This is a genomic window from Gardnerella sp. c12Ub_1 (genome assembly GCF_055804375.1).
Genome location: NZ_JANUZC010000001.1, coordinates 566,922 through 580,370, shown reverse-complemented (window position 1 = coordinate 580,370; position 13,449 = coordinate 566,922). Strand labels below are relative to the sequence as shown.

General features: G+C 36.8%; 12 protein-coding genes. 4 read left to right on the top strand and 8 right to left on the bottom strand.

The window, feature by feature from the left end:
• Positions 1 to 126: 126 nt before the first annotated feature.
• Positions 127 to 549: a GNAT family N-acetyltransferase gene (locus NYP65_RS02345; RefSeq protein ID WP_018638233.1), complete on the top strand. Its 423-nt coding sequence runs from the start codon at positions 127 to 129 to the stop codon at positions 547 to 549.
• A 7-nt stretch (positions 550 to 556) separates the two neighbouring features.
• On the opposite strand, the gene epsC is transcribed toward NYP65_RS02345, so the two are convergent.
• The 6 genes from epsC to NYP65_RS02315 all read right to left on the bottom strand — a co-directional run bounded on the left by epsC (position 557) and on the right by NYP65_RS02315 (position 6,165).
• A complete protein-coding gene (epsC, locus tag NYP65_RS02340; RefSeq protein ID WP_473410548.1) occupies positions 557 to 1,414 on the bottom strand; it encodes a serine O-acetyltransferase EpsC in 858 nt (285 codons plus the stop codon).
• Positions 1,415 to 1,554: 140 nt separating this feature from the next.
• A complete protein-coding gene (gene cysK / locus NYP65_RS02335) occupies positions 1,555 to 2,487 on the bottom strand; it encodes a cysteine synthase A (RefSeq protein WP_115793855.1) in 933 nt (310 codons plus the stop codon).
• 565 nt (positions 2,488 to 3,052) lie between these two features.
• Entirely contained in the window at positions 3,053 to 3,856 is an 804-nt protein-coding gene (locus NYP65_RS02330; RefSeq protein ID WP_415702661.1) for an energy-coupling factor ABC transporter ATP-binding protein, read from the bottom strand.
• On the bottom strand, positions 3,856 to 4,707 hold the full coding sequence (locus tag NYP65_RS02325) for an energy-coupling factor ABC transporter ATP-binding protein (protein ID WP_004132490.1): 852 nt from the start codon (positions 4,705 to 4,707) through the stop codon (positions 3,856 to 3,858). The genes NYP65_RS02330 and NYP65_RS02325 overlap by 1 nt, the downstream gene beginning before the upstream one ends.
• A complete protein-coding gene (locus tag NYP65_RS02320) occupies positions 4,689 to 5,489 on the bottom strand; it encodes an energy-coupling factor transporter transmembrane component T family protein (protein ID WP_004132488.1) in 801 nt (266 codons plus the stop codon). The genes NYP65_RS02325 and NYP65_RS02320 overlap by 19 nt, the downstream gene beginning before the upstream one ends.
• A 76-nt stretch (positions 5,490 to 5,565) precedes the next feature.
• Positions 5,566 to 6,165 carry a sensor histidine kinase gene (locus tag NYP65_RS02315; protein ID WP_004130184.1) on the bottom strand — a complete coding sequence of 200 codons (600 nt, stop codon included), beginning with the start codon at positions 6,163 to 6,165 and terminating at the stop codon, positions 5,566 to 5,568.
• A 379-nt stretch (positions 6,166 to 6,544) separates the two neighbouring features.
• Between NYP65_RS02315 and NYP65_RS02310 the strand changes: the two genes are divergently transcribed.
• The 3 genes from NYP65_RS02310 (at position 6,545) to NYP65_RS02300 (ending at position 9,150) form a co-directional block, all read left to right on the top strand.
• Positions 6,545 to 7,531, top strand: coding sequence for a DUF3137 domain-containing protein (locus tag NYP65_RS02310; RefSeq protein WP_004130182.1), 987 nt, complete (start codon positions 6,545 to 6,547; stop codon positions 7,529 to 7,531).
• Positions 7,532 to 7,572: 41 nt separating this feature from the next.
• Positions 7,573 to 8,151: a LemA family protein gene (locus tag NYP65_RS02305; protein ID WP_115757190.1), complete on the top strand. Its 579-nt coding sequence runs from the start codon at positions 7,573 to 7,575 to the stop codon at positions 8,149 to 8,151.
• 165 nt (positions 8,152 to 8,316) lie between these two features.
• Positions 8,317 to 9,150 carry a nucleoside phosphorylase gene (locus NYP65_RS02300; protein ID WP_346284134.1) on the top strand — a complete coding sequence of 278 codons (834 nt, stop codon included), beginning with the start codon at positions 8,317 to 8,319 and terminating at the stop codon, positions 9,148 to 9,150.
• A 157-nt stretch (positions 9,151 to 9,307) separates the two neighbouring features.
• On the opposite strand, the gene NYP65_RS02295 is transcribed toward NYP65_RS02300, so the two are convergent.
• Together NYP65_RS02295 and NYP65_RS02290 are read right to left on the bottom strand one after the other, a co-directional pair.
• Entirely contained in the window at positions 9,308 to 10,639 is a 1,332-nt protein-coding gene (locus NYP65_RS02295; RefSeq protein ID WP_473410547.1) for a Na+/H+ antiporter family protein, read from the bottom strand.
• 369 nt (positions 10,640 to 11,008) lie between these two features.
• On the bottom strand, positions 11,009 to 12,811 hold the full coding sequence (locus NYP65_RS02290; RefSeq protein ID WP_004130173.1) for an ABC transporter ATP-binding protein: 1,803 nt from the start codon (positions 12,809 to 12,811) through the stop codon (positions 11,009 to 11,011).
• Positions 12,812 to 13,449 lie beyond the last annotated feature (638 nt).

The window sequence follows — 13,449 nt, the reverse complement described above, 5'->3', positions numbered from 1 at the left end:
ACCGTTGCATCTGTTGTAGCGGTTACTAAGTATTCTTACAAGTACGCGTTCTTACGTTTTATGTTTTTACATTTTTACGTTTTAGAATCGCGTACTTTTGCTATATTTTGCGAGGTGTTATTGTAAATGAATTTAACAGACGTGCAAATAAAAGAGTATAAAAAATATAATAGCAAAGATATTTTAAGACTATATGATTCTGTTGGTTGGTCTTCATATACAGATGATTTACCCGCCTTGGAAAATGGCTTTAATAATTCGCTCAAGGTTTTAGCTGCGTATAAAAATGATGAGCTGGTCGGCATTGCTAGAGCTGTTGGCGATGGATACACGGTTGTTCTTATTCAAGATATTCTCGTTTTGCCAGAGTATCAACGCCAGGGGATAGGCTCTGCTTTGTTAAATGCGATTGTGGATTGTTACCCTAATGTTCGTCAAATTCAATTGACTACGGATTGCACCGAAAAAACTATTGCTTTTTATAAATCTGCTGGTTTTATTGAGTTAGCAGAAATTGAGTGCTGCGGTTTTATAAAAGACAGAGCATGATAGCGTATTAGGCTTTAGGAAAGTGGTAGGTTGTGTTTGCAGGAATGCTGCGGTTAATCCATGCATTTGCTGCGATTATACTTCCGCTGCCGATTGTGGTTTCTCCGCCTAAGATTGTTGCGTTTGCGTAGATTACAACATTATCTCCAATATTCGGATGCCGCTTTCCGCCTTTTACAGGATTTCCACAATTATCTAGCGCAAAACTTTTTGCACCCAGTGTTACGCCTTGGTAAAGCTTAACATGCTCGCCGATTACAGTTGTTTCGCCGATTACAATACCAGTTCCGTGATCTATGCAGAAATGTGCGCCAATTTTTGCTCCTGGATGAATGTCGATTCCAGTTTTTCTGTGTACATATTCGCTCATAAGTCTAGGAATTAGCGGTACATTAAGTTCGTAGAGTGCGTGCGCTGTGCGGTGAATAAGCATTGCATAAAAACCAGGGTATGCGAGCGTGACTTCTACTTTACTTGTGCAAGCAGGATCGCCTTCGTATATGGCTTGAATATCTGTTAAAAGTAGCTTTTTAATTGCAGGAAGAGTATTTATAAATTGATCGCAAGTTTCTCGAATTTTAATTGTGTTGTTTGTGTAGCATTGAAGTTCGTGGAATATAATGCGTTCTATAGTATCTAACGCGTTTGAAGCAATTGTATTCAAACTAGCGTTATTATTCAAACTAGCGTTGAGTTGCGTAGTCTCGTTGCTTTCATTGCGCACATGCAACTCAGGCAAAAGTAGAGCCTGAGTTGCATGTATGAGTGCAATAATATTGCGGTAATTAGGTATGAATGTAGCTTGCCTTATGTCTGAATCGTTAATTGAGTTTAGTTGATTTATAAGGTCAAGGCGATCACTCATACATTTCTCCCGTTATTTTTATTATTTTCCTTTATTTTATAGTTTTGATCATTATCTAATAATGTTATTTATTATCCATTTATTATCCATATATTATTTAATCAAAACTTGCGTATTTACAGTAGTGCTCCTAAATTTAGTTAGTCTTCAAATAATGCTGTAGACAAGTATCGATCTCCTGAATCTGGCAGTATTGCAACGATGGTTTTGCCCCTGTTTTCTTCTCTTTTTGCTTCTTGGATTGCTGTCCAAATTGCAGCTCCGGAAGAAATACCAACGAGGACGCCTTCTTTTTTGCTTATAAGCCTGCCATTTTCGATTGCGTCTTCATTTGTTACGTGAACAATGCGATTATAAATGTTTTGGTTAAGCACATCTGGAACGAATCCTGCGCCGATTCCTTGAATCTTGTGCGCTCCTGGCTTTCCGCCTGCGAGCACAGGGGAGTCGGCTGGTTCTACTGCGATTACTTCAAGATGCGGATTTTTCTCTTTTAAGTATGTGCCAGTACCAGTGATTGTGCCGCCTGTTCCAACGCCTGCAATAAGAATATCCACGTTTCCGTCAGTGTCTTGCCAAATTTCTGGACCTGTTGTGTTGTAGTGTGCGTGCACATTTGCTTGATTGGTAAATTGCCCAGGAGTCCACGCGTTTGGCGTGCTTTCAACGATTTCCTTCGCTTTGGCGATTGCGCCTTTCATTCCATCTTTAGCAGGTGTGAGCACGAGTTCGGCGCCGTATGCTTTCATAAGTTTTCGGCGTTCAATAGACATGCTTTCTGGCATAACAATAATGCTTTTGTATCCTTTTGTTTGCGCAATCATTGAAAGACCAATGCCAGTATTTCCAGAAGTTGGCTCAACAATTACTGAGCCTGGTTTAATCGTGCCTGCGTCTTCTGCTTCTTCAATCATCTGCTTTGCAATGCGGTCTTTTACAGAGCCTGCTGGGTTAAAGTATTCGAGTTTTACGAGGATTTTTGCTGCTAGATTGTACTCTTTTTCAATGTGCGTAAGCTCCATAAGTGGAGTGTGACCTACGAGTTCTTGCACGGACTTGTAGATATTAGACATAATATTTCCCCTTACTTGTTTGTTGTTTTACTTGTTTGTTTTTGTTTTGTTTAATTTGTTTTTAATTTTTAAAAATAATTTTTATTAATAAAGCGACTACTGTTTTATTATTTGTTTCTAAAGATGCCATTATTCGTTTAATATTTATTCGTTTTAACATTAACACGTATTAAATTGTTATTTTTTAACGTTATATTCGATTTTTGGCATAAAAAAAAAGAAACAGCGCGCTGTTTCTTGAATCGTAATTTGCTGTGTTTTAACGTAAATGCTTTTAACACAGGCTAGATGTTATGCATACTTAGTGCTTGCAAACATCATTTCGATTAAGAAATGCGCAACAGCATACGTTACAACAACAATTTGTCATCATATTTGCATGATACATGTGCACTCCTTTACTAGTCGAAATGGTGATAGGTGAAGACTATAGCGAATGGATTTGTGTTTGTCAAACTTGATTTGTGTTTGCTGATACTAATGTTTATTAACAAATGCTAATTTTAAGAAACTACGCGATTTGTGCATTTGCTTTCTTTGCTGCTTCATTTGATAGTCGGTAGTTTTATTGTTCGTAATAGTCGTTCACAAATTCTTCAACAGATAGGAACGTATTTTCATAACCCAACTTTTCACACAGCTTAACAACATCTGGCTTATCTAGTTGTGCGCTAGAAAGTATGTTATCTTGCATAAATGCGTCGCGCGCAGTGCCGTCAAAAAGAACCTTGCCATTGGAAAGCACAACAACTCGATTAAATACTCTAGCCACAAAATTCATATCGTGAAGAACAGCTATAACAGTTTTTCCTTGCAAAACAAGGTGTTTAATAATTGATTCAATACAATTTTTGCCGCAATTGTCCTGAGCAATCGTAGGCTCATCTAAAATAACGACTTGCGTATCCATTGCTAGAATCGACGCAATAGAAACCATTTTCCTTTCACAAAGACTTAAATCGTAAGGATTTACCTCGCTTTTATCTAAAAGTCCTACAAGTTTTAGACTTTCTTTTGCTTGAATCAATGCTTGACTCTTATCAATTCCAATTTTTAAAAGTCCAAACATTACTTCGCGTATAACAGTTGATTCAAAAATCTGGTCATCTGGATTCTGGAATACAAATCCAATATCTTTAGCAAGAGAGGGAACAGTACATTCTGCAATATCTTTACCATTTAATAAAACGCTTCCAGATTTTGGCGTAAGAAGACCTCTAAGGATTTTAAGTAAAGTTGTTTTTCCAGTGCCATTTTGACCAACAATAGCGCATGCTCCAGGAGCAAAAGACAAATTTAGATTGTTGAATATTTGTGATGTTGGAGTATGAGAAAAAGACACATTTCGTATTTCAATAGTAGGAGTCATTATAAGCGATTCCCTTCGTGCGAGCGTAAAATTCGTGACGTTTGCTCAAGAGTTATTGGATACAAGCCATTATTGTTTTTTAACGAAAGTTTTTTGCAAATTTGAGTATAAACAGGAGAATTTACGCCATATTCTTCCAAGTCTTCGCGAGAAAAGATTTTTTGCGGAGTATCAAAATCAATGAGTTTTCCTTCGCTTAAAAGCATTACGCGGTCGCTATATTGCGCGATTTTTTCCATTTTGTGCTCAACCATAATAATAGTTTGACCCTGATTTTTTAAGGATTCTACTGCTTTAAAAACCTCTTCGGAACCTTTAGGATCAAGCTGCGAAGTTGGCTCGTCTAAAATTATTACTTCTGGTTGCATAACTAGAATAGCGGCAATAGACATGCGTTGCATTTGACCGCCAGATAAATCGTATGGAGAACAATCTTTAAGATTAGAAATGTTAAGCATCTCCATGATTTTCTCTACGCGATTTTGCATCTCGTTTTGCTCAATGCCAATATTTTCCAGACCAAAAGCAATCTCCTCGTACACAGTAAGCTTCGAGCCTGTAATTTGATTAAAAGGATTTTGAAAAACCAATCCAACTTTTTTGCAAAGACTGTCTATTGGAGTAGTTTTTGCGTTAAGACCGTCTACTTCGACTTTTCCGCCGTACGCTCCGTGGTAAAGATTAGGAACAAGACCTAAAATCGCTTGCGATAATGTTGATTTTCCAGCTCCATTAGCACCTATTATTCCAATAAATTCGCCTTTATGAATATCGCAAGAAATGTCATCTAGCGCAAGAGTTTTACTATAAGGATAGCGATATTTTAAGTGCTCTATATGAATAGCTGCCATGCTACATATCCTAAATTATTAAGTAACGCATAAATAATAGATGCGATTATTACGATTAAACAAGCGCATAAAAATAGCGTATTGTATTTACTTGGCTTAAATGGTTTTATGAATGTTTTTTGATTATTGCACGAAAATCCGCGAACTTCTAAAGCTATAGTTCTTTCTTTAGAACTCATAAACGAAGACATTATAATCGGGGATATTAAAGGCAAAAAAGCTTTGAAACGCGTTATTAGGGAACCTTTTGTTTGTAATCCTCTGCTTCTTTGAGCGTCAACAATAGTCGAAGTTTGCTGTGTTATTTGAGGAATGATTTGAAATAGAGATACAAAAACATATCCCATTTTAGGTGGTAAACCAGCTTGTATCATCTCTTGCATCATATTAGAAGGTTTAGTTGTAAGTGTTAAAACACAAAATGCAAACGAAATATTTAATATATTTAGCACAATCTTCATTGCTACTTCAAAACCTTCCTTGCGAGCAATCAAAGGTCCTAGTTTGAATAAAATCGTATAGTTTCCCGATCTAAAGAAAGTTTGAACTATAAAAATAGTTACAATAATAAAACCAGTAACTTGTATTACGATTTTTATTTTTGCTAGGACCCTTGATGTTGCAAGTAATATTAGGCTCAAAATAATAAAGATAGCGAAAGAAGCATAGCCCCCAAGCAAACTCGGCGTGCTTGTAGCGCATATTACGTATGCAAGCTTGGTTTTTGCAGATAATCCGTTTAGAAACGAATTCTTATCTTCAAATAGGCTGATGCTTTTCATAGTATCTCGTCTTATTGCGCTTATAAAAACTTGTAGAACTTAACGTTTATGCGATTTATTTGCTTGAGATAAACGTTTATTTATCAAGATCTTCGTCATCGGATTGATAGATGGCTATTAAACTCTTAGGAAGAACTTTATAGATTCCAGCTGCAAGGAACAAAACAACAATCTTATCTGGTATATCTACAACAAGCTCATCTACGAATGATGCAAAGAAGCCTTTGGAACCCATTGCTGCAAAAACAGCGTCACCCCAAACATTTCCAGTGGTTCCACCCCAATAAATCATGTTTAGAGGTGTAGAGATGATTATTGCGATTGCTGCAACAATAAGACTTGTTATAAAAATGTGTAGGCCTTTGTTCATGTACTTTAGTCGTGCAGCGATTCCAACGCTTACGCCAATTGCTGCAGCTGTAATGCTATAGACTGTAGAAATTGGATCAATCGTTAAGCCGTAAACAATATTAGTTAAAAATCCTGCAATTCCGCCTACAACTGGTCCTGCTAAGCAAGCTGAAATGCAAGTGCCTAGTGTGCCAAGCCAAAGTGGTAGTTTTAGCATGCTTGCAAATAGTTTTGCAACATAATTTATGCCGATTGCAGCTGGTATTAGTACGAGTGAAGCAGTAGTTAATTTAACGCTCCAAATATTTTTTAGTTTCTGTACCATTTTGGAATTTCCTATCAGTTAAGGAATAAATTCAAGTTCATTATACGCTTTGCCAAATGTTATTAAAGTAGTTGAAAATTAATGTGTTATAAATTGTTATATTGTTTATTTTGTGTTATTTTGTTCTTTACTATTTGTTTTGTATTAAATCTTTATTGAAAATAATCACATTTAAGATACTTTGCTAGCAAAATCAAAGTGGCTCAAAATCAAAGTGGTTATTATTTCACTATTTCAAATTCAACTATCACAAATCTTACTATTCCAAATAATGGTTATTTATGATAAAAAAATATAAGAGCCTTTTATGCCTTTTGCAAAAATGTTGTTATAAAAATATTGTTATAAAAATATTGGCGATTATAAGAGGGAGATGACGATGAATGTAAAGCATAGTAGCGTGTTTACAGATTCCGAAGTTTTAGAAAGACTTAATAAATTAGAAAAATCTCCCCAAATGCAAGGGAAATTAAATGAGTTAAAAGAAGGCGTAAAAAACAACGCTTTTGACCCAATGCGTTTGATTCCATTAATACCAGTAGTCCTGATTATTGGTGCTGTTGGCAATTATCTGCCTTCACTTGATTACTCTACTTATAAATATCCTTTACTCATAGTAATTGCTTTTGTTGTTTGCTTTGCTGGCAAGTTTTTTGTAACAAATAAGGTTGATGTAAGCTCGCTATACGCGGATAATGTTTTAACGCCGATTTTGAATGCGATTCTGCCTGGAACTGTATTAGAAAATTCCGAAGGAATTGACAATAGCATTTTTAATAATCTTCTGCCAATATCTAGTAGGTATTATTCAAACAAACACATAATTTTTGGCGATGAATCTAAAACTGAATTTTCAAATATGCAAGCAATGCACTTTTCTAGAACTGAAAGTGGAAAAACTGTCAAAAAAACTGATTTTATTGGTCAAGTCTTATTAATAAACGCAAAAACCAATATAAATGGTCATATTAGAATTGTTCCCGTTACTGGAAAGACCTTTATGGGGCAAAAACTAAATGGATACTATGGCAAAAAAACAAAAGGGGAGAGTGAAGTTCAAACAGAATCCATTGAGTTTAACAACTCGTATTCAATCTTTTCTACAGACGATTTTTATACAAAGCTTGTGTTGGATCCAAGTTTTATAGAAGTATTGAATAATTTGCAAAAACGAATGAGAGTTTGCATATATATAGATAGCGAGCATATTATTGCATCTTTTGACTCTGGTCGGTATATATTAGGAAATCCTGGAAAATCTGGAATAGAAAACCTATCTTTAACAAGAGAATATGCAAGATTTAGGGATGTTTTGGCTGAGTATTATGAAGTAATCAACGTAATTAAAGAAAAATTGCAAAATTAGAGATAATTAAGACTAGAAAAACTAAAAATAAAGGAGACATTATGAGTGACATTATGGATAGCATTATGGATTATAAGACTATTTTAATAGTTATTGCGGCAGTGCTTGTAGTGGCTATTGGCTGGTTTATTGGTACGTTAAATAGACTAAGAAAATATAGGGTGATTATAGAAGAGTCGCAAAAAAACGTTGACATTGCGCTCGCTAAAAGGTACGACACGATTTGCCAAATGCTTAAAGTTGCGCAATCGTTTGCAAAATACGAAAAAACAACATTAGTTGATTTGGTGAGTTTAAGAGAAGGATTAAACTCTGCGGATTCTAGCGAAGCAATGAAAAATCAGAATCATGCAATAGGGAAGATTTATGCTTTGGCAGAAGCTTACCCAGAATTAAAGTCTTCAGAACAATTTTTGAATTTGCAAGAAGAAGTGAACGACGAAAACGAGCAGCTGGCTGCAGCAAAAAGAATAGTAAATAGTAACATTAGTACTCTTAATCAAAATATTGTTACCTTCCCAGTTTCGCTTATTGCAAGATTAAGCGGAATAAAGCAGATGGCTTTTCTTGATGAAGATGATCTAAGCAATAAGAAGAATATTGATAGCATATTGGGCTAGACACTATATTGAGCTAGATAGCATATACATATATGAAGTAGCCAATCGCCCGCGAATTTGCAGTGATTGGCTATTTTTTTATAATCTTTGCGTACTAATGCTTGTATTTGTATATAGTATTGAGTGATTATAGGATGGAGCTGATTGTGTGAAGGAGCTGATTATATGGCAGAATATGATTTACCGATTTTAGAGTATGATTCAGATAAAAGTGCAGTTTTAATGCCAAATCACGATAATATTTCTGTTCAGCTTCCATCTAAAGCGGTTTTTGCTTTCTTAGGCGATGAAATCGATCAGTATGCTTTAAGCAGGAAAGCTACGATTGTAGCAAATTTTGAATCTGCAACTAAAGTATATCCAATATATGTTTTGGAAGAGAAAGTAGAGAAAAAAGTAGGGGATAAGGCAGGTGAGAATGCAGGTGAGAAAGTAGATGAAAAAGTAGAAGAAGAAACGCAAAAAATCTGCTTGGTACAGGCCCCAGTTGGCGCTCCTGCCGCTGTTCAGATATTAGATTGGTTGATTTCTTACGGCGTTAGGGAAGTCGTTAGTGCTGGTTCTTGCGGATCGCTAGTTGATTATGCGGAAAACGTTTTTCTGGTTCCGTATAAAGCTTTAAGAGATGAGGGAACTTCTTATCATTATTTGCCTCCAAGTCGTTATGTTGACGTTTCAGAGCGTTCAAGGCATGCTATTTTACAAACTTTGCAAGCGCACAATTTGCCTTATCATGAAGTTAAAACGTGGACTACGGATGGGTTTTTCCGTGAAACTAAGACGAAAGTTGCTAGTCGTAAGCAGGAGGGCTGCGCGGTTGTGGAGATGGAGTGTTCTGCTTTAGCTGCGTGTGCGCAAATGCGTGAGATTGTTTGGGGTGAGATTCTTTATACTGCAGATACTTTGCATGATGTTGAAAATTACGATGAGCGCAATTGGGGTGGGGATTCTAAAGCGTATGCGCTTGAGCTTTGTATTGAAGCAGTGTTGCGCATTTGATTTTTGTACGCGTTTACAGAGCTAATTAATGGGCTCGACGTGTATCAAACTTTGCCTGTTTTTTACAATTTGGGGTAGTGAAGAAAATAGCCGCAAATGGCAAAAATCTTCACCAGTGTTTATTAGATGTATATTGTTGGTGACTTTCAGCTAAATGCTAAATAAACTGCGATATTACAATGCCTGCAGCCATAAGTGGAATGTTAAAAATAAGGAATGTTGGAACACAAGTATCCCAAATGTGGCTGTGCTGACCATCTGCATTTAAGCCAGAAGTAGGACCAAGCGTTGTATCGGAAGCAGGAGAACCTGCGTCTCCAAGAGCTGCAGCGGAAGACATAAGAAGAATTGTTGCAGGAGTGCTAAAACCAATGCTTTGGCAAAGCGGTACGAACAAAACTGCAAGAATAGGAACCGTGCCAAACGAGGTGCCGATGCCCATAGTAACAAGCAAGCCAATAATCGTAATAACGAATGCAGCGATTAGCTTGTTTTGACCCATACAAGCAACGCCAAGGTGTACAAGCTCATTAACTCCGCCTGTAGCTTGAATCACGTTAGCGTAGCCTCCAGCAATTAGCATAATAAATGCAATAAGACCCATAAGCTTAACGCCGCCCATAAGCTGCTTGTCGATGTCTTTCCACTTTATTGCGCCAAAAATAATCATGGTTGCAAGACCTGCAAGAGAAGAAAGCGAAAGATCCTTACTAATAACTTGCACTACTACAACAACAATAATCGCAAGAATGGTTACGTAGCGTGCTTTAGTAAGCGGGCCAACAACAGCGTCCGCAGCGCGAGTATCTGCTTCGGTTGTTTTATATTCGCGAGGCTTGCGGTATAGAACAAAAACTGCAAACAGTAAAGCTGCAAGCATTGCAGCACCTAAATACCAATTCACAGCGCTAACGTCTGAAACGCTAACTTTCATGCCGTTTTTAGAAAGATTAGTTGCAATAACTGTTTGGAAAATTAAGCCAAAGCCAAATGGAATAGCAATGTATGGAACTTCTAGGCCGAACGCAGTACAGCAAGCGGCAGCACGGCGATCTAGCTTAAGCTTGTTCATAATGGAAAGAATTGGTGGAATAAGAATAGGAATATAAGCAATATGAACTGGCACAATATTTTGAGACATGCATGCAATAATCGTTAGAATTGCAAGAAGAATAAATTTGTTTGCGCCAATAAGTTTACTGATTTTTTTAGAAATGATTTGAGCTAGACCAGTTGCTGTAATGGCTTCTGCAAAAGTACCAAGAAGAATGTAGGCGAGCGCAGTTTGCGCGTTTGTGGAAAATCCATCGCAAAGCAGCGCCATAATAGTATGGCTTCCATCTCCAAAAAGAGGGAGATGGCCGGCAATGCCGCCTGCAACGCACGCAACAATCATTGCGAGTAAAACATTGAGTTTAGCGAGACTTAACGCGCATAACACTACAACCGATACAATTACTGGGTTGCATAGAATGTTTAAAATTTGCATACTCTTTCACCTCTTTTTAAAGTTATCTTCATTTTGATGTTTGTAATAATATGTTTTTCAATTTTTATAATTTTTAAATTTTAATAATTAAAGACAATATCATAAAGACTTACGTAAAGTTTTATTCGTAAAGTAAAACTTAGATTACGCTTTTATAAATCACTCTTTAAAAGTTAAATACATTAATACATTAATGCAGATTCGTTCACAATAGTTTGTTAGCAATAGCATTTAAGAGTAGGCTCAGCTGTGTTGTTATCTCTAGTACCCAATCACCGCAAAATTGCACCTAATGGTTACTAGCGCTGCTTCAGAATTTATTGCGCTAAATTGTACAGCGCAAGCCAATCCAAAACCAGCGTAACAGTATTACATAGACACAGTGTAAAGCGAGTAGAAGTAAGCCTTCTGATTCATAAGATCCTCAAAGCTTCCGCGCTCAATAAGTTCGCCGCTTTTCATCACAAGAATTTCATCATATTGCTTAAGAGAATTGGCATCCAAGCGGTGAGTTACAACAAGTCGAAGAATTCCTTGTAAATCCAAAATAGACTGCGTTACGTTAACGCTCGTCTCGTTATCTAGCGCGCTCGTTGCCTCGTCAACCAGCAGAATCTCGGACTTTTTAAGCAAGCTTCGCGCAATAGCAATACGCTGCTTTTCGCCGCCTGAAAGATGACTACCGTTCTCGCCACACTGATAATCATTGCCTTTAGCGGCAATCAAATCATCCAAACCAGCCAAGTGAATCACGCGATTCACTTCCGCATCCGGGAACGGCTTGAAAAGCGTAATATTATCTAAAATCGAAGCATCAAACATAAACACAGACTGCTGCATAAGAGTCGTCTTATCATAAAGCGAACTCTTGCTCACATTGCTAAGTTCGTGATTATTCAGCTGCACGCTACCCTTATAATCCTTGTAGTAGCCCATAAGCAGATTAATCAAACTACTCTTACCAGCACCAGAAGGCCCTACTATCGCGTAAGATTTTCCAGCTTGCAAAGTTAGATTTACGTTTTTCAAGACTTTACGATCCGCATCATAAGCGTATGAAACATCTCGCAAAACAACACTTTTAATCGGATCGTCAATAATCTCGCCAGAATCCTCTTTAGCGTTACTCATGTAATCAGCCATCTTACTAATAAGCTTCTTAGCACCCTTCATCTCGCCAAGCATTTGTGGAAGACTTGCAATAGGCTGAAGTACGCCATTCATCAAATTAGTGAAAGCTAAAACCATTCCAGCAGTAATAACACCAACATGAGCGTTAACCATCCAAGCGCCAACAAGCATTACGCCAAGCTGAGTTGCAAGGCTGGAAATTGTGCCAAGAGCAGAAACAGTAGTCATCGTTTTTTCGCGAAGATTCTTTGTATGCTCAAGCTCCATCGACTGATTCTGATAACGGTTAATAACCTCCTGCTCCGCCTTAAAACTCTTAATAACCGAAACTCCGTTCAAAACATCCTTCGTCAGGGCCGTATAAGACTCATTCGATTTAGAAACCTGCTCCTCGCGAGTGGCAATTCCGCTAGCTGTAAGAATCGAGCACGCCATTGGAAGCACAGAAATAATAAGAGCAATAACAGTGAGCAACGGACTATAGTAAATCATAAGAGCTAGCGAGCTTACAAGCATAAGAACGTCTTGAACAAAGTCAAAAATCTTCTTCAAATACTTTTCTTGAATACGCTCACAATCATTAGTGAGCACAGAAAGATATGTTCCAGAATTTGCAAGCGAAAAATCGCTATAACTCTTTTTTAACAGCTTTTTAATAACAGACTCTTTATACTGATTCATTGCTTTTTCAAGAAAGCGAGGATACGCGCTGCGCTTTAACGCGAAAATCAGGGAGATTGCCAGCATAAAGGAAACTACAAGCAGCAAAATAGTAGCTAAAGAAAAAGCTCCTTTACCAGCCATATAATCGAAAATAATTTGCAAAATCCAAGAAATAGCAGTGTAAATCATAGACAAGGCAATAAAAACTATCATCGAAAGAAAAGCTACAAGCTTGTTTTCTTTGAAAAATAGTTTTACGTAATTTTTTACGTCGGGATGTAGTTTGGATGATTGCTGATTCGCAGGCGATTGCTGATTCGACGCAGTATTTTGATTTGCGCGTGAATTCTGATTTGCCGTGTTGTCAGTTTTGCTCATTCTCGCTACCTCTCGCTTCCTTTATATCTATTTTGCTATTTTGCTATTTTTCTCTAATGGTATTTTTGTAGCTAGCATTTTCGCTTCTGTTTTTCTGATTCGCTCGCTACAAAACGTTGAAAGCTACATTATCATACTCATTCTGATTGGTCACAATTATCTACTTGACAACATATGACAACACATATAAATACTTATATAAATACTTAGACAAACTTATAGGTAATGTTCACCAGAAATAATATTAGAAGTCACACGATTAAATCAAAAATGTGAGATTTTGTTATATATAGCGTGTTTTTATGACCAAAACATAGACAAATGAACAAAATGTTCAAAAATAAGTTAGTATTTGTTCACCTTGAAGAGTACAATGAAAGTACTTTCGGGGGATTGACGTCAATAATTGGCCTCTTTATTTATAACCTTTTGTTGCAACATAGCAATATGAGGTAGTCGCCAAAATCATTGTAGGCGATATCAGAATTAAATATTGAGTCTGAAGTTAGGAAAATCAAAAAATCAAAAAATTGAAAAATTGAAAAATTGAAAAATTGAAAAAGTTAGATACAAAGGAGGAATGCATAGCAATTTCGATAGCAACATTAAAAATGTATACCATTTAGAAATGTATACCA